Below are 15,662 nucleotides of genomic sequence, written 5' to 3' on the forward strand. Positions count from 1 at the left end.
CGCTGCCAATCGGCTCATCAGAAGCTGATTCCGTTGCCTGAAATGAAAGCCGAAAGCGCAGCTTGCTGCTGTGCCGTCAAAGGCCAGGCCGAGGGCGGGCGTGCTGGGCCACAATCATGCCCAATCAGCGCCAGCGCGGCCTTCACCCCGGTCACATTCGTCCCGTTCATCTCTTCAGCTCGAACCGACTCGAAATCCTTCATGCCGTCGATCAGCCGGTTGGCGCCCGTATAGTCACCCGTCGCAAGTGCGGCATGAATGGCAACTGACCTTTGCGGCCAGACATTGATGAGGCCGGACGTGAACCCTCGCGCACCAACCGCATAGAATACCGGTGCCCAGATCTCCGCCAGACCGCCCACCCAGACGATCTCCGGATCGCAGGCCGCCATCGCTTCCGATAGTTTCAATGGGTTTGGCGTTGCCCATTTGACGCCGATGACGGAGGGCAGCGCGCACAGATCCGCAATCGCCCTGGTGCCGATTGCATTATTGCGCAGATAAAGCACGACCGGCAACCCGTCTGCCGCATCCGCCACCGTCCGCACATAATCGACAAGCCCGCGTGGGGAGTAAAACGGATCCGGTGGCTGATGGACCATCAGCGCCGAAGCGCCGGCTTGACGCGACACGGATGCCAGCCGACAGGCATCACGTATGCCTCGCCCGACGCCGGCTACCAGTGGCACCCGGCCGGCCACATGTTCGGTCGAGGATTGTACCATCGCCTCCGCCTCGTCGAGCGTCAGGGCGTAAAACTCGCCGGTATTGCCATTGGCGACCATGATATGGACGCCCGCGGCGATCGCCCGATCGATGATCGGCTCCTGCATCTCCGGCAGGATATCGCCGTTATGATCGTAAGGCGTGACCAGAATGCCGGATATGCCGGTAAGGGCGGATTTCAGATCCTGCATCATTGCGTCCTACTCCGTAAATGCCTCTTCGCGCTTGCGGCTGATGCTCGGCGAAAGCACGAGCGCCAGAACCACGACGGCGAAGATCAGAAGCGAAAGGCTGAGCGGGCTGCGCACGAAAATCGACGGATCGCCCTGGCTGATCAGCATCGCACGGCGCAAATTCTCCTCCAGCATCGGCCCAAGAATGAAGCCCAGAAGCAACGGCGCCGGTTCGAACCGCATTTTGCTGAGCGCAAAGCCGATGACGCTGAAACCCGCCATGACGAATACGTCGAAGACGCTGTTGTTGATGCTGTAGGCGCCGATGCAACAGAAGCCGATAATAGCAGGGAAAAGGAGATGATACGGCACGGTCAGCATTTTCACCCAGAGCCCGATCAGCGGCAGGTTAAGGATGACAAGCATGAGGTTGCCCGACCACATTGAAACAATCATACCCCAGAACAGAGCCGGCTCGTCCGAGATGACGTTCGGACCGGGGGTGATACCCTGTATGATCATGGCGCCGACCATCAACGCCATCACCGGGTTGCCGGGAATGCCGAGCGTCAGCATCGGAATGAATGAGGTCTGCGCGCCGGCATTGTTGGCGGATTCCGGTGCTGCAACGCCTTCGATCGCCCCTTTGCCGAATTCGGCGCGGTTTGGGGAAATCCGTTTTTCCATCGCATAGGAAGCAAACGAGGCAAGCATCGCTCCACCGCCGGGCAGGATCCCGAGAAAGGAACCGAGGGCGGTGCCGCGAAGGACGGGGGCGATGATCCGCTTGATATCCTGCCCAGTCAGCATCAGTCCGGTGACGCGTTTCACACCCACCGAACGCTCATGCTCGCCTTCCAGGTTGCGCAGGATCTCGCAGATCCCGAAGATACCCATGCTGACGGCAACGAAGTTCAAACCGTCATAGAGTTCGGGAATATCAAAAACATAACGCGGCGTGCCGCTCTCCACATCGGTGCCGACCGTGCCGAGGATCAATCCGAAGACGATCATTGCAAATGCCTTCAGCAGCGACCCGCTGGCAAGCGCAACCGAAGCGACGAGACCCAGCACCATCAGCGAAAAATATTCCGCCGGCCCGAAATTCAGCGCTACGGCTGCCAGAGGCGGTGCGGCAACAGCAAGAAGGATGGTTGCCACTGTACCTGCGAAAAACGAACCGAGTGCCGCCGTAGCAAGCGCCGCACCGGCTCTGCCGTTGCGCGCCATCTGATACCCGTCGATTGCAGTAACAACCGAGGAGCTTTCGCCCGGCAGATTGATCAGGATCGCCGTTGTCGAGCCACCATACTGCGCACCATAGAAGATGCCAGCCAGCATGATCAGTGCCGATTCCGGCGGCAAGCCGAAAGTGATCGGCAACAGCATCGCGATCGTCGCCGTCGGCCCTAGCCCCGGCAGTACACCGATCGCGGTGCCGAGCAGGCAGCCGATAAAGCCATAAAACAGGTTCATCGGCATGAAGGCGGTCGAAGCACCGAGCCAGAGGTTAGAGAAGATATCCATAAGCAATCCATTCCGTTTCGTCGGCTAGTCAGAAAGCACTTGTGAGAGCCCGCTAGAAAAGTTCGCCGATAAAGGGGATCCAGGGGCCAAAGGCTGAGACCGGAAGCGACAGGAGCTTGGTGAAAAGCAACACGGAACAGGCAGCAAGAAACAGTCCAAGCAGAATTGAATGTCGCCAATTGGCATAGCGGCTGGCGGTCGCTACGCCGACGATCAGCAGCAGCATTGTCGGTGCCAAACCAAGCCCCGCAAGCGTGAGGCCGAAGCCGATCGGCCCGAGAATTACCAGAAAATAGGCCTTCCAGTTCCAGGTTTCTGGATCACCTGCTTCGGCATCGACCATCAGCGACTGCACGACGATCAACGCACCAATAGCCATCAGGAGAAGGCTCAACATGGTCGGGAAGTAACCCGGCCCCATCTGGAAGGAGTTCCCGACTTCAAGTTCCCGGCCGAACCAGATGAACAGCAAGCCGACACAGATCATCGTCACGCCGCCGACGAAGTCGCGGCTGTTTCTAATTTTCAGCATGGCATGATACTCGCGTGTGAAAGACATGCCGGCCGGGAACTGGATCCGGCCGGCAGATTGGCTCATTGCAGCGGCACGTTCGCGGCCTTGATTACGTCAGCCCACTTTGCCGTTTCCTTGTCTATAAAAGCCTGGAACTCGGCCGGCGTATTACCGACCGGCGTCACGCCCATCGCCTTGAGCTTTTCCTGCATCGCAGGCTCCGCGATAATGGCCTGAACTTCCTTGCTGAGCTTTTCGACGATTTCCGGCGGCGTGCCGGGAGGAGCGAAGAGGCCATGCCACGAGGTCGCCTCGAAGCCGGGAATCGTGCTTGCCATGGTCGGCACGTCGGGCAGCAAATCAGCCTTTCCGAGGCTGGTGACAGCCAGCGCCTTCACCTTGCCCGCCTTCACCTGCTGGGCGGCCGTCGGAATATTGTCGAACATCATATCCACATGGCCGGCCACGACATCGAGGATCGCCTGACTGCTACCCTTGTATGGCACGTGAGTAATCTTGATGCCGGCTTTGGTCGCGAGAAGCTCGCCGGCCAGATGGATCGAGGTGCCGACGCCGGAAGACGCATAGGTATGCTTGCCCGGCTCGGTCTTCAGGAACGCGATCAGCTCCTCTACATTGTTCGCCTTTATCTTGTCCGGGTTGACAACGAGCACGTTCGGCAGGCTGGCGATCAGCGAAATAGGTGCGAAACCTTTCTCTTTGTCGTAAGGCAGCGCCTTATAGAGCGTCTGGTTGATCGCGTTGGAGCTGACCGTACCCATGCCGATCGTATAGCCGTCAGGCTTCGAACGAGCGAGGTCGCCCAGACCGATGTTACCACCCGCGCCGGGCTTGTTCTCCACGATGAAACGTTGCCCAAGGCGCTTGTCCAGTTCCTCGGCAACGAGACGGCCGAACGTATCGGTATTGCCGCCCGCTGCGAATGGCACGACGACGGTCACGGTCTTGGTCGGATAATCCTGCGCGTGGCTCGGTTGCAAGCCGACGACACAGATAGCGGTCGCAGCGGCCGCAATCGTCATGAAACGTTTGAGCTTCATATTATTTCCTCCAATTATCCGGCCTCCTGCCGGTCCCAATCCTCCATTCCCCGACCCTCCGACGAAGAAATGAAAGCGCTTTCATTGTAACTTCAAAATCCTCATCCGCAACCGCGGCGTGAAAAATTTTAAGTCATTAATTTCAATTGATTAGAACTTTTATCGCTAAATTTTGCGGTTTATCGCTTGATAAAAGCTATAATGAAAGCGTAACTCATTTTCACAGGAATGAGTGTCATGACCGATTACGATAAAAGCAAGCATATCAGGAACGGCGGTCCGGTGACGCTTGCCGATATAGCCAAACTCGCCGGCGTCTCGCCAGTCACCGTTTCGCGCGCCATCAACACTCCGGCGCTGGTCAAGCCGCACACACTGGAAGCGATCGAAAAGGTCATTGCCCGCACCGGCTATGTGCCAAACCTGCTTGCCGGCGGCCTGGCGTCACGCCGCACGAGGCTGATCGCCGCGATCGTCCCTTCGGTCGCCAGCACCATTTTTGCCGAAACCATCGAAGGGCTCAATGCCGAACTCGTCTCCGCCGGCTATCAGCTTCTGCTCGGCCTGTCAGGCTATGACCCCGGCCGCGAGCTGGAACTGACCCGTGCCATTCTTGCCCGTCGGCCGGACGGCATCATCCTCACCGGCATTACCCATATGAAGGAAACCCGCGCCATGCTCACGGGCGCGTCACTGCCTATAGTGGAAATATGGGACTCTACCCCCTCGCCGCTCGACACCGCCGTCGGCTTTTCCCATGCAGCAGTCGGTCGGTTGGTTGCCGAGCATCTGCTGATCCGGGGCTATGACCGCTATGCGCAGGTCGGCGCCAACGACCCGCGCGCCGTTCAGCGCCGCGATGGTTTCGTCAATCGGCTGAAAGGGATTGCCGAGGTCGAGTTGCCGGAACTGGATATGAATTCACCCTCCACCTTCCGCGACGGACGCATGGCGATGGCGCAACTTCTCGATCGCGGAGGAGGCTCGCTCGGCGTCTTTTGCTCATCGGACGTGGTCGCGCATGGCGCACTGGCTGAAGCTCATGCACGCGGCTGCAACATGCCGGGGGATCTCGCCATCATAGGGTTTGGCGATTTCGATTTCGCCCCGCACACCCATCCGCCGCTGACAACGGTCCGTATCGACCGTCGCGATATCGGCACCAAGGCGGCCCGCTCGATTCTTCGAAAAATAGCGGGTGATACAAGTGTGGAGGCGATGATCGATATCGACTTCCACATCGTTGCTCGCGGCACCGCCTGATTCAAGGTTTCTTGCCGAATTCGGCCGTGCCGCGCGTCCAATGTCCCGCCTGCTCTGATAGCGTGATCCCAAGTCCGGGCCGGTTTGGCACCAGCATGCGTCCCCCCTTGATTTCCAGCCGCTCGTTGAACAGGGGATCAAGCCAATCAAAATGCTCTACCCAAGGCTCAAGTTCGTAGGCTGCAGCGAGATGCAGATGGATTTCCATGGCAAAATGCGGCGCGAGCTGCAGCTTTTTCGCCTCAGCCAGCGCACAGATCTTCAGGAACTGCGTGATGCCGCCGACACGCGGTGCGTCCGGCTGGATGAAGTCGACAGAATTATTCTGGATGAGCGCAATATGCTCCAGCACGCTCGCCAACATCTCACCGGTCGCGATCGGCGTATCGAGCTGGGCTGCCAGCGCGGCATGTCCTTCGACGTCATACGCGTCGAGCGGCTCTTCAATCCAGGTTAGATTGTAAGGCTCCATGAGCCGACCGAAACGCATCGCATTCGGGCGGTCCCATTGCTGATTGGCATCGACCATCATTGCAGCACGGCCACCGATCCGGTCATGCACGGCGGCGACGCGCTTGAGGTCAACCGCCATATCCGGTTGCCCGACCTTGATCTTGATCCCGCCAATACCGGCCGCGATCGACTGCTCGACGTTGTCGAGTACCTCTTCGATCGGCGAGGAAAGAAAGCCACCGGACGTATTGTAGCATTGCACGCTGTCGCGATGTGCGCCGAGCAGTTTGGCAAGCGGCAGTCCGGCACGCTTGGCTTTCAGATCCCACAGCGCGACGTCAAAGGCAGCGATTGCCTGCACCGCAAGCCCGCTGCGCCCAACGGAAGCCCCCGCCCAGCAGAGTTTGTTCCAAAGCTTGCCTATATCGTTCGGGTCTTCGCCGATCAGGACATGGGCGATTTCCTTTGCATGCTCATATTGTCCCGGCCCGCCGGCGCGTTTGGAATAGCTGAAGCCAATGCCGCTGTGACCGTGCTTCGTCTCGATTTCAGCGAAGAGGAACGCCACTTCCGTCAGCGGTTTTTGTCGTCCGGTGAGCACTTTCGCATCGCTGATCGGCGTCTTCAGTGGCAAGAAGACCGACGACAGCTTGATCCAGGCAATACTGTCGGCTCCGACCGTCGTCCTTTGCGGATCATTCGCTACTGGCAACTGCGTGTCCATGTTTCCACCCCATGTTCGGCTGCTCGGAGCCACATCCTCGCTTGACCAATAATCTCGAGATCAATTTAAGTCCAAGTCGATTATTATTGAATATCGATACAAGGATTGAATAGATGTTGGATATGGGTCAGGTCCGATCCTTTGTTATTCTGGCATCCGAGCTGAATTTCAGCCGGGCAGCCAGACGACTGAACATCACTCAGCCACCGCTCAGCCGGCAAATCAGGCTGCTGGAGCAGGAACTCGATGTGAAACTGGTGGAGCGCACGAGCCGTCGCGTCACACTCACCGCGGCAGGAATGACGTTTCTTGCCGAAGCACAAAGGTTACTTGAGCAAAGCGACGCCGCGATAACGGCAACACGGAGGGCTGCGCGGGGCAGCGCCGGATCCATAAAGATCGCCTTTGTCGGAGCCGCCACATATAGCTTCCTGCCCAAATTCATAGGCCAGGCACGCGCCGCAGCACCGCAGATCGAGCTTGAGCTTGTGCAGATGGAAACGTCCGAGCAGCTTCAAGCCATCAATGCCGGCGATATCGACCTCGGCCTCTCACGTCCGCTTGCCGGCACACACCATCTCGAAAGTATCTGTGTTGCACATGAGCCCATGATGCTGGCCATACCTCGTGCACATCCACTCGCCACCAAGCGCCGCCCTGGCCTGGATGCACTCAACGGCGAACCCTTTATCAGCTTCTCGACGCCAGCCCGCTACCTCCACGACAAACTGACGAGGCTGATGGCTGACAATTCGGTCACACCCCGGATCGTTCAAAGCATGACCCATTCGCAGGCGATCCTATCGTTGGTCAGTGCCGGAATAGGTCTGGCAATCGTGCCCGCCGGCACACAGAACGCTTGTTTCGACAACGTCGTGTTTCGCCCGATGGATCTGCAGCAAGAATGTATTGCCGAACTTCATGCCATCTGGAGCCCGAACAACCGGAATGCGCTACTGCCAGACATCTGCGGCCTTGTATCTGCCATCGACAGCTAAGGTTCGCAGGGATTAGCGAGGCTTTCAGATATCTGCATCCCGATAGGGATGAGTTCCGAAAAACTCGACCATAAAGTCAATGCCAAGCGATTTTGAGGAAAACCGATGCTCTTACCGCCGATGCGAATAGCTGATCTCAGGCCTCCATATCCTATGTTCTCAACTGCCCATATCTGACCCGTCCCATGCCTGATTTTTTATCAGATACACTTGTAACGCATCGCCTACCCTCGGAGAAAAAATCTAAACAACTGACAAAATTATGAAATTTCAGTTTCACAATTGTTGGCATGAAACCTGCTTCTCTTTATTCGACTGGGCAAAAGTCCAGCACGGATTAAAAAAGAGGGAACGGTATGACAAAAACATCTTTGAGGAACTGGCGTAACGGGGGATTTTTGAAGACCCTGCGGACGGCAACGATACTCGGCGTGGCTTTTGCTGCCACTGCGAGCTCGGCATTTGCTGCCGGGACGCTCCGGATTGGCATGACGGCATCCGATATTCCCCTGACCACCGGTCAGACGGACCAGGGCGGCGAAGGCCAGCGCTTCATGGGATACACGGTCTACAACTCGCTGATTGAGTGGGACCTCAGCAAAGCCGACAAGCCCTCTGCGCTGATCCCCAGCCTTGCGACGTCCTGGACTGTCGACCCGGCCGACCATACCAAATGGACATTCAAGCTGCGTGACGGCGTGAAATTCCACGACGGAAGCGTCTTCAATGCCGATGCGGTCGTCTGGAACCTCGACAAGCTCCTGAAGACCGACGCCCCGCAATTCGACCAGCGCCAGTCGGCGCAGGGCAAATCGCGCATTCCGGCGGTTGCCAGCTACAAGGCGATCGATCCGACGACCGTCGAGATCGTCACCAAGTCTCCTGATGCGACCCTGCCCTATCAGATCAGCTGGATCCTGATGTCCTCGCCGGCAAACTGGGAAGCCCAGGGCAAGAGCTGGGAAAAGGTCGCGCAGCATCCTTCCGGCACCGGCCCGTGGAAGATGGAAAGCGGATTTACCCCGCGCGAACGTGCCGAACTGACACCCAACAAGGGTTATTGGGACGAAGCCCGCATCCCGAAGCTCGACAAGCTGGTGCTGATCCCGCTGCCGGAACCGAATACCCGCGTTGCAGCTCTGCGTTCCGGCCAGGTCGACTGGATCGAAGCCCCGGCACCGGATTCCGTCAAGTCGTTGAAGGATGCAGGGTTCTCCATCGTCACCAATGCCTACCCGCATAACTGGACCTGGCATCTGTCCCGCGTCGAAGGCTCGCCGTGGAATGACGTTCGCGTCCGCAAGGCCGCGAATCTCGCGGTCGACCGCGACGGCCTGAACGAGCTGCTCGGCGGTCTGTCCATTCCCGCCCAGGGCTACCTGCCACCCGGCCACCAGTGGTTCGGAAAGCCCGACTTCAAGCTCGAATACAATGTCGAGGAAGCCAAGAAGCTGATGGCGGAAGCGGGTTACGGCCCGGACAAGCCGATCACCACCAAGGTCGTCATCTCGTCCTCCGGTTCGGGCCAGATGCTGCCGCTCGCGATGAACGAATATATCCAGCAGACGCTCGCCGAAATCGGCATCAATGTCGAATACGAGGTGATGGACTGGAACACGGTCATCAATGTCTGGCGCGCCGGCGCCAAGGATGCCAGCGCCAAGGGTGCGACGGCTGTCAACTACAGCTACTTCATCCAGGACCCCTTCACCGCGCTCATCCGCCAGTCGCAATGCAACCTCGCACCGCCGAACGGCACCAACTGGGGTTATTACTGTGACCCGGAAATGGATGCCCTGTTCAACAAGGTGCGCACCACCTTCGATGCCGCCGAACAGGACAAGGTGCTGCAGCAGGTCCACGAGAAATATGTCAACGATGCGCTGTTCCTGATGGTGACGCATGACGTCAACCCGCGAGCCATGAACACCAAGGTCAAGGGTTTCGTGCAGGCGCAGAACTGGTTCCAGGATTTCTCGCCGATCACCGTCGATCCCTGATGCCCAACGCCCGGATCGTGCCCTAAAGGGCGCGATCCCCCTCGTTCAGGTTTTCCGGAGAAGCTCATGCTCGTCTACGCCTTTAAACGGCTTCTGCATGTCATACCCGTCGCGATCGGGGTAAGCATCGTCTGCTTCATGCTCATCCATATCGCCCCCGGCGATCCTCTCGCCGCCATCCTGCCGACAGATGCCTCGCTCGAATTGCAGGCGCAGATGCGCTCCTTCTACGGTCTCGACCAGCCGCTTCCGGTGCAATACGCGCTCTGGGCCTGGCATGCCCTGCAAGGCGATCTCGGCACCTCGATTGCCACCGGCCGCCCGGTTCTGGCCGAAATTCTCAGCGCCTCGGTCAACTCGATCATCCTCGCAGTTGCCGCCACTCTCATCGGCTTCACCTTCGGCTCTGCCCTCGGCTTCCTCGCAGGTGTCTTCCGTGGAGGTTGGATCGACCGCATCGCCTCCGGTCTTGCCATGCTCGGTGTCAGCGTGCCGCATTACTGGCTCGGCATGGTTCTTGTCATCGCCTTTTCCGTATCGCTCGGCTGGCTGCCGTCGATGGGCGGCGGTCCCGGCGGTTCGGACGGACGAAGCTTCAGCTGGGATTATATCCAGTATCTCATCCTGCCGGCCGTCACCATGTCGGTCATCCCGATGGGCATCATCGCCCGCACCATCCGCTCGCTCGTCGCCGATATCCTGTCACAGGATTTCGTCCAGGCGCTGGCCGCCAAGGGGCTGATGACCAAACATGTGATGCGCCACGTGATCCGCAATGCAGCGCCGACGGCGATTTCCGTCATGGGCCTGCAACTCGGCTACCTGCTTGGCGGCTCGATCCTGATCGAAACCGTCTTCTCCTGGCCCGGCACTGGTTTTCTGCTGAACGGAGCGATCTTCACCCGCGACCTGCCGATCCTGCAGGGCACGATCCTGGTGCTCGCAATGTTCTTCGTCATCGTCAATCTCGTCGTCGACGTGCTGCAAAGCGCCATCGATCCGCGCATCCAGAGGAGCTGAACATGGCCGTCATAACAGCCGAAATCGCGCCTGCTGCGCCGGTTTCCGTGCCGAAATCCCCCGGTTTCTGGAGCGGCGTCCTGCAGCGTCTCTGTCGTGACCCGGTGGCGCTCGCGGCACTCGCCGTCCTCATCATCATCGTCGTGGTCGCCATCCTCGCGCCCTATATCGCCCCTTACGACCCGACCAAGGGCAGTGTCATCCGAAGGCTGAAACCTATCGGCACCGAGAGCTATATTCTCGGCACCGACGAACTCGGCCGCGACATGCTCTCGCGTCTCATCTACGGCGCCCGCCTGTCGCTCATCATGGGCGTCATCCCGGTGCCGATAGCCTTTGTCATCGGCTCGATCATCGGCATCGTCGCCGGTTATGCCGGCGGCATCACCAACACGCTGATCATGCGCACGGTCGATGTCTTCTATGCCTTCCCCTCGGTCCTGCTCGCGGTCGCCCTTTCCGGCGCACTCGGTTCGGGCCTGACGAATGCGCTCGTTTCGCTTACCGTCGTTTTCATCCCGCAGATCGCCCGCGTCGCCGAAAGCGTCACCACCCAGATCCGCAGCCTCGATTATGTCGATGCAGCGCGTGCCTCCGGCGCCCCGGCATTCACGATCATCCGCGTCCATGTTCTCGGCAACGTGCTCGGGCCGATCTTCGTCTTCGCCACCAGCCTGATTTCCGTCTCGATGATCCTTGCTTCCGGCCTCTCCTTCCTCGGTCTCGGCGTGCGTCCGCCGGATGCCGAATGGGGCTTGATGCTGAATACGCTGCGCACCGCGATCTACAACAACCCGGCAGTCGCCGCCCTTCCCGGCGTAATGATTTTCGTCACCTCGATCTGTTTCAACCTTTTCTCGGACGGCCTGCGCCAGGCAATGGATGTGAAATCATGAGGACAGTCGCAGAGACCACCATTCCCGACCTTCCGCTCGGCGAACGCGGGGGCCCGGCCCAGCCGCTGATCTCGGCCCGCGGCCTGATCAAGCATTTCCCGATCAAGGGTTCGGGCTTCCTGCAGCCGAAAAAGGTCGTGCGCGCCGTCGATGGCGTCGATTTCGACATATTGAAGGGCGAGACACTCGGCGTCGTTGGCGAAAGCGGTTGCGGCAAGTCCACCACCGCCCGGCTTTTGATGCAGCTCATTATTCCAGACCAGGGCGACATCCTGTTCGATGGCGAAACGGTCGGCGGCGCGCTGCCGCTCGCGCAATACCGCCGACAGGTGCAGATGGTGTTCCAGGACAGTTACGCCTCGCTCAATCCGCGCCTGACAATCGAAGAGTCCATCGCCTTTGCCCCCCGCGTCCATGGCGTGCCGCAGGCAAAGGCGATTGCCCGCGCCCATGACCTGCTCCACCGCGTCGGCCTTGAACCGGTCCGCTTTGCCGGCCGTTATCCGCACGAACTCTCCGGCGGCCAGAGACAGCGTGTCAACATCGCCCGCGCTCTGGCGCTCGAACCGCGCCTTGTCATCCTCGACGAAGCCGTTTCGGCACTCGACAAATCGGTTGAAGCGCAGGTGCTCAATCTGCTTCTCGACCTCAAGCGCGATTTCGGCCTCACCTACCTGTTCATCAGCCACGATCTCAACGTCGTACGCTTCATGTGCGACCGGGTGATGGTGATGTATCTCGGCAAGGTCGCCGAGGTCGGCACGCGCGAGGCGATCTACGAGAATACGAAACACCCCTACTCAGCCGCCCTCCTCGCCTCCATGCCGAAGATGGATCCGGCGGAGCGCACCGAGGAACCGCCGCTTTCCGGCGATCCGCCGAACCCGATCGACCCGCCATCGGGCTGTCGGTTCCACACCCGGTGCAGCATGGCGGAAGGCGTCTGTTCTGCCACGCCCCCTCCCCTTGCGGTCGTCTCGGGAGAACAGCAGGCCGCCTGCCTGATGTCGGTTCCCGGCTCCGGCCACAGCCATGCACCAAAACCTGCACTCGAATTGATGGAGGCCTGAGATGAGCGAAGAGCAGACAGTTATCGATATCCGCGACCTCTCAGTTACCTTCCATCGCAGCCGCAAGCCGGTGAAAGCCGTTAACGGCGTCAGCCTGTCGGTCAAGGCCGGCGAAGTGGTGGCGCTTCTCGGCGAATCCGGTTCGGGCAAGAGCGTCACCATGCGCTCCCTGCTTCGCCTGCATCCGAAGGGCACGGATATCGCCGGCAGCATGACCGTTTCCGGTCGCGATGTGATGGCGCTTTCGACACGCGAACTCGGCCAATTGCGCGGCGCCACCGTCTCGATGGTCTTCCAGGAGCCGCGTCTCGCGCTCGATCCGGTCTACACGATTGGCCGGCAGATCGAGGAAACCATCATGCGGCACGAAAAAGTGTCGCGGCAGGCAGCGTCCGAACGGGCACTCGCACTCTTTCAGAAAGTGCGCATTCCCTCGCCCGAACGGCGGCTGAAGAATTACCCGCATGAAATGTCGGGCGGCATGCTGCAGCGCTCGATGATCGCCATGGCACTTGCCTGCAATCCGAAAGTCCTCCTCGCCGACGAGCCGACGACCGCGCTAGATGCGACGGTTCAGATCCAGATCCTGCTTCTGATCCGCGAGCTGCAGAAGGAATACGGCCTCTCGGTCATCTTCGTCACCCATGATATCGGCGTCGCGGCCGAAGTGGCAGACCGCATCGCCGTCATGTATGCCGGCCGGATTGTCGAGGAAGGCAGGGTCGGCGACATCATCCGCGATCCGAAACATCCCTATACCAAGGGTCTTCTCGGCGCCCGTGTCGAACTCGCGCATGGCCGCGACCGGCTGGTGACGATACCCGGTTCGCCACCAGATCTTGCCGCTATGCCGCCCGGCTGCGCGTTCGCACCGCGCTGCGGCCAGGCCTCGGACATATGTCTCAGGGACGTGCCGCCCTTGAAGCCGATCGGAGAGACGGGCAATATCGCCTGCATTCAGTATGCCTGAACTGAAGTACAAGAAAAAACGCAATGACAAAGGGAGGCAGTCGTGCGGTCGTGCACGGCTCGAGACATGACGCATATCACCTTGATCAACCCGAATACATCAACGGCTACCACAGCCATGATGACCGATATCGCACGCAAATATCTGCCTGCGGAGGCGACCGTCGAGGGTGTCACCGCGGCCAATGGCGTGCCGATGATCCTTGATGAGAGGCAGCTTGGAGCAGCCACTGACGGCGTCATCGAAATGGGGCTCGCCAAATCGGGCACGTCGGATGGGCTGATCATCAGCGCCTTCGGCGACCCGGGGCTCGATCGGCTGCGGGAGATTTGCGATATTCCGGTGGTCGGCATATGCGAAGCGAGCATGTTGGAAGCCTCGCTCGGTGGGCGGCGCTTCGGCATCGCGACAGTAACGCCGGATCTTGTCGAGAGCTTTGCCGGAAAGGCCGATGCATTGGGCCTAACCCCGCTCTTCACCGGCACGCGGCTGACGAGCGGAGATCCGGTAGCACTTGCATCCGATCCTCAACGCCTGCATGCGGCACTGGCCGTCGCGGTGCGCGAGTGCTTCGAACAGGATGCCGCAGAAGCGGTGATCATCGGTGGCGGTCCACTCGGGCAAGCGGCTGACGATCTGCAGCGCCTTTTATCCGCACCGGTCATCGCGCCAATCCGTTCCGCCGTTGCACTGCTTCTTTCCCGCATTGCGGCACCTCCGGCAAGGAAAAGGATCGCACGGTGACAGGGGCGCCATCGCCCGACCGCCGGGACATATTTCCTGTTGCAAGCGTAACAACTCCAAGCGACATTCCGCCCGCTGATGACATGGCGGAGTTTCCCGTGACCAAGGACAGGTCTTTCCTCTATCGCGTAAGGCAGGCCCTGCCCGATCTTCGACCCGCCGAAAAGCGGCTCGGCGAATTCGTCTGCGATTTCCCCGGTGAACTCGCCAGCTATTCCGCCCAGGAACTGGCCGCACTGGCGCATGTTTCCAAGGCAACCGTCACCCGTTTCATCCAGCATCTGGGTTATGAGACCTATGAGGAAGCCCGCCGCCACGCGCGCGCAGAAAAGCAGACGGGCTCGCGGCTATTCCTGGCAACCGCGACCGATGCATCGACAGCACAATCCATGCAGGCGCATGTCGCGCAAAGCATGGCCAATCTTGAAGCGACGTTTCTCTCCATTTCTGACGGCCAGATCACGGCGGTGACCGACGCGATGATGGCGGCCCGAAAAGTCTGGGTGATCGGCTTTCGCAGCAGCCACCCTTTCGCTTCCTATCTGCAATGGCAGCTGACGCAGGTGATCGAGGATATCGTCGCCATTCCCGCCGCCGGCCAGACACTGGGCGAGCATTTCGTCAGCCTTCGGGAGGACGACGTCGTGGTCTTCTTCGCCCTGCGCCGCCGGACTGCTCAGGCCGATGCCATCCTCACCCAGGTTCGTAAATCGAAGGCGAAGCTTCTCTATGTTACCGACGAAGGCGCACCCTTCGACACGCGGGCGACATGGCATATGCAATGCCAGACATTCGCCCCCGGCCCCCTCTTCAATCACACGGCCCTGATGGCATTGTGCCATCTGCTGATCACACGATGCCTCGAAAAGGCGGGCACCGAGGGCCGCAAGCGCTTAAGAAACATCGAAGTGCTGAATGAAAGCCTTGAGGAACTCTGAGCTGTCTTGAACGCGATCTGCAAAGGCAGCGCTCGCAGGTTGGTGGTCAGGGGCTTTCATGTGGACTGAACCCGTGGGTTGGTCGTGCCACGCGCTATCGCCATCGCCGGCTCGGGAACTCTGAAATGGCATCGGTGTCCGACCCTGGGATCGCCACCATCAACGTGGACAGCTTCGTAATCGGCGCGCAGGCGGCCGAACAGATGATTGCCATGCTGGAAAACCGAAGTGCGGCGAAGATCATAAAAACAGGCTATAATGTCTTGCTACAAGGCAGCACCTGAGAGCCGCTATCCAGCAAACAAGATCGGCTGCACGGGCAGAAAAATCCGGCGTGTTGGTGGTGGGAATACCGCGTAGACGGCAAGCCTTCAGGCGGCCGCTTTTGCTTTCAGGATGTGGATCGATACCAAGCGACTACGCTTCATTTCTCACTCCCGCGTTTGGTTTTTGATTGCATATGTTATCGATAACATCTATGTCAACGTCGAAGAAGCTTATGAACCGGGAGGAATTTCTGATGTCATTTCCGCTGTTCGATCTGACGGGTAAAACCGCGCTGATCACCGGCTCCAGCCAGGGCAT

General features: G+C 59.5%; 15 protein-coding genes. 10 read left to right on the forward strand and 5 right to left on the reverse strand.

Going from position 1 to position 15,662, the window contains the following annotated elements:
- Positions 1 to 17 precede the first annotated feature (17 nt).
- The 4 genes from GGE33_RS17180 to GGE33_RS17195 form a co-directional block, all read right to left on the reverse strand.
- Positions 18 to 920: a dihydrodipicolinate synthase family protein gene (locus tag GGE33_RS17180; protein ID WP_183825495.1), complete on the reverse strand. Its 903-nt coding sequence runs from the start codon at positions 918 to 920 to the stop codon at positions 18 to 20.
- 6 nt (positions 921 to 926) lie between these two features.
- The gene (locus GGE33_RS17185; RefSeq protein WP_183825498.1) at positions 927 to 2,426 is read right to left on the reverse strand and encodes a tripartite tricarboxylate transporter permease; all 1,500 of its coding nucleotides are present in this window, start codon (positions 2,424 to 2,426) and stop codon (positions 927 to 929) included.
- Between the two features lie 52 nt (positions 2,427 to 2,478).
- Positions 2,479 to 2,958: a tripartite tricarboxylate transporter TctB family protein gene (locus GGE33_RS17190; RefSeq protein ID WP_183685809.1), complete on the reverse strand. Its 480-nt coding sequence runs from the start codon at positions 2,956 to 2,958 to the stop codon at positions 2,479 to 2,481.
- Positions 2,959 to 3,020: 62 nt separating this feature from the next.
- Entirely contained in the window at positions 3,021 to 4,001 is a 981-nt protein-coding gene (locus tag GGE33_RS17195; RefSeq protein WP_183825501.1) for a Bug family tripartite tricarboxylate transporter substrate binding protein, read from the reverse strand.
- A gap of 237 nt (positions 4,002 to 4,238) precedes the next feature.
- Between GGE33_RS17195 and GGE33_RS17200 the strand changes: the two genes are divergently transcribed.
- The gene (locus GGE33_RS17200) at positions 4,239 to 5,264 is read left to right on the forward strand and encodes a LacI family DNA-binding transcriptional regulator (RefSeq protein ID WP_183685498.1); all 1,026 of its coding nucleotides are present in this window, start codon (positions 4,239 to 4,241) and stop codon (positions 5,262 to 5,264) included.
- A 1-nt stretch (position 5,265) separates the two neighbouring features.
- Here the strand turns inward: GGE33_RS17200 and GGE33_RS17205 are convergent, their stop codons facing one another.
- Entirely contained in the window at positions 5,266 to 6,441 is a 1,176-nt protein-coding gene (locus GGE33_RS17205) for an L-talarate/galactarate dehydratase (RefSeq protein WP_183825505.1), read from the reverse strand.
- Between the two features lie 122 nt (positions 6,442 to 6,563).
- Here GGE33_RS17205 and GGE33_RS17210 point away from each other — a divergent pair, with 122 nt between their 5' ends.
- The 9 genes from GGE33_RS17210 (at position 6,564) to GGE33_RS17250 (ending at position 15,361) form a co-directional block, all read left to right on the forward strand.
- The gene (locus GGE33_RS17210; protein WP_246436224.1) at positions 6,564 to 7,439 is read left to right on the forward strand and encodes a LysR family transcriptional regulator; all 876 of its coding nucleotides are present in this window, start codon (positions 6,564 to 6,566) and stop codon (positions 7,437 to 7,439) included.
- Between the two features lie 356 nt (positions 7,440 to 7,795).
- Positions 7,796 to 9,439 (forward strand): ABC transporter substrate-binding protein, encoded by a 1,644-nt coding sequence (locus GGE33_RS17215; RefSeq protein WP_183825508.1) that lies wholly within the window; start codon positions 7,796 to 7,798, stop codon positions 9,437 to 9,439.
- A 66-nt stretch (positions 9,440 to 9,505) separates the two neighbouring features.
- A complete protein-coding gene (locus tag GGE33_RS17220) occupies positions 9,506 to 10,459 on the forward strand; it encodes an ABC transporter permease (protein ID WP_148144456.1) in 954 nt (317 codons plus the stop codon).
- A gap of 2 nt (positions 10,460 to 10,461) precedes the next feature.
- Positions 10,462 to 11,355, forward strand: a complete 894-nt coding sequence (locus GGE33_RS17225; RefSeq protein WP_183825511.1) for an ABC transporter permease — start codon at positions 10,462 to 10,464, stop codon at positions 11,353 to 11,355.
- Positions 11,352 to 12,425, forward strand: a complete 1,074-nt coding sequence (locus GGE33_RS17230) for an ABC transporter ATP-binding protein (protein ID WP_183825514.1) — start codon at positions 11,352 to 11,354, stop codon at positions 12,423 to 12,425. Before GGE33_RS17225 ends, GGE33_RS17230 begins: the two co-directional genes overlap by 4 nt.
- 1 nt (position 12,426) lies before the next feature.
- Positions 12,427 to 13,395, forward strand: coding sequence for an ABC transporter ATP-binding protein (locus GGE33_RS17235; protein WP_183825518.1), 969 nt, complete (start codon positions 12,427 to 12,429; stop codon positions 13,393 to 13,395).
- A gap of 66 nt (positions 13,396 to 13,461) precedes the next feature.
- Positions 13,462 to 14,139 carry an aspartate/glutamate racemase family protein gene (locus GGE33_RS17240; protein WP_183825521.1) on the forward strand — a complete coding sequence of 226 codons (678 nt, stop codon included), beginning with the start codon at positions 13,462 to 13,464 and terminating at the stop codon, positions 14,137 to 14,139.
- Between the two features lie 83 nt (positions 14,140 to 14,222).
- Positions 14,223 to 15,077, forward strand: a complete 855-nt coding sequence (locus tag GGE33_RS17245) for a MurR/RpiR family transcriptional regulator (RefSeq protein WP_183825524.1) — start codon at positions 14,223 to 14,225, stop codon at positions 15,075 to 15,077.
- A 125-nt stretch (positions 15,078 to 15,202) separates the two neighbouring features.
- Positions 15,203 to 15,361 carry a hypothetical protein gene (locus tag GGE33_RS17250; protein ID WP_183825528.1) on the forward strand — a complete coding sequence of 53 codons (159 nt, stop codon included), beginning with the start codon at positions 15,203 to 15,205 and terminating at the stop codon, positions 15,359 to 15,361.
- Positions 15,362 to 15,662: the final 301 nt, after the last annotated feature.

This window comes from Aliirhizobium cellulosilyticum, assembly GCF_014198105.1.
GTDB classification, from domain to species: domain Bacteria; phylum Pseudomonadota; class Alphaproteobacteria; order Rhizobiales; family Rhizobiaceae; genus Neorhizobium; species Neorhizobium cellulosilyticum.

What these genes read in the sequence shown, in the direction of transcription:
- GGE33_RS17245 (WP_183825524.1), top strand. Translation starts at nt 14,223, where the DNA reads ATGGCGGAGTTTCCCGTGACCAAGGACAGGTCTTTCCTCTATCGCGTA.
- GGE33_RS17205 (WP_183825505.1), bottom strand. Translation starts at nt 6,441, where the DNA reads ATGGACACGCAGTTGCCAGTAGCGAATGATCCGCAAAGGACGACGGTC.
- GGE33_RS17240 (WP_183825521.1), top strand. Translation starts at nt 13,462, where the DNA reads ATGACGCATATCACCTTGATCAACCCGAATACATCAACGGCTACCACA.
- GGE33_RS17200 (WP_183685498.1), top strand. Translation starts at nt 4,239, where the DNA reads ATGACCGATTACGATAAAAGCAAGCATATCAGGAACGGCGGTCCGGTG.
- GGE33_RS17220 (WP_148144456.1), top strand. Translation starts at nt 9,506, where the DNA reads ATGCTCGTCTACGCCTTTAAACGGCTTCTGCATGTCATACCCGTCGCG.
- GGE33_RS17210 (WP_246436224.1), top strand. Translation starts at nt 6,564, where the DNA reads ATGGGTCAGGTCCGATCCTTTGTTATTCTGGCATCCGAGCTGAATTTC.
- GGE33_RS17230 (WP_183825514.1), top strand. Translation starts at nt 11,352, where the DNA reads ATGAGGACAGTCGCAGAGACCACCATTCCCGACCTTCCGCTCGGCGAA.
- GGE33_RS17180 (WP_183825495.1), bottom strand. Translation starts at nt 920, where the DNA reads ATGATGCAGGATCTGAAATCCGCCCTTACCGGCATATCCGGCATTCTG.
- GGE33_RS17190 (WP_183685809.1), bottom strand. Translation starts at nt 2,958, where the DNA reads ATGCTGAAAATTAGAAACAGCCGCGACTTCGTCGGCGGCGTGACGATG.
- GGE33_RS17235 (WP_183825518.1), top strand. Translation starts at nt 12,427, where the DNA reads ATGAGCGAAGAGCAGACAGTTATCGATATCCGCGACCTCTCAGTTACC.
- GGE33_RS17250 (WP_183825528.1), top strand. Translation starts at nt 15,203, where the DNA reads ATGGCATCGGTGTCCGACCCTGGGATCGCCACCATCAACGTGGACAGC.
- GGE33_RS17185 (WP_183825498.1), bottom strand. Translation starts at nt 2,426, where the DNA reads ATGGATATCTTCTCTAACCTCTGGCTCGGTGCTTCGACCGCCTTCATG.
- GGE33_RS17215 (WP_183825508.1), top strand. Translation starts at nt 7,796, where the DNA reads ATGACAAAAACATCTTTGAGGAACTGGCGTAACGGGGGATTTTTGAAG.
- GGE33_RS17225 (WP_183825511.1), top strand. Translation starts at nt 10,462, where the DNA reads ATGGCCGTCATAACAGCCGAAATCGCGCCTGCTGCGCCGGTTTCCGTG.
- GGE33_RS17195 (WP_183825501.1), bottom strand. Translation starts at nt 4,001, where the DNA reads ATGAAGCTCAAACGTTTCATGACGATTGCGGCCGCTGCGACCGCTATC.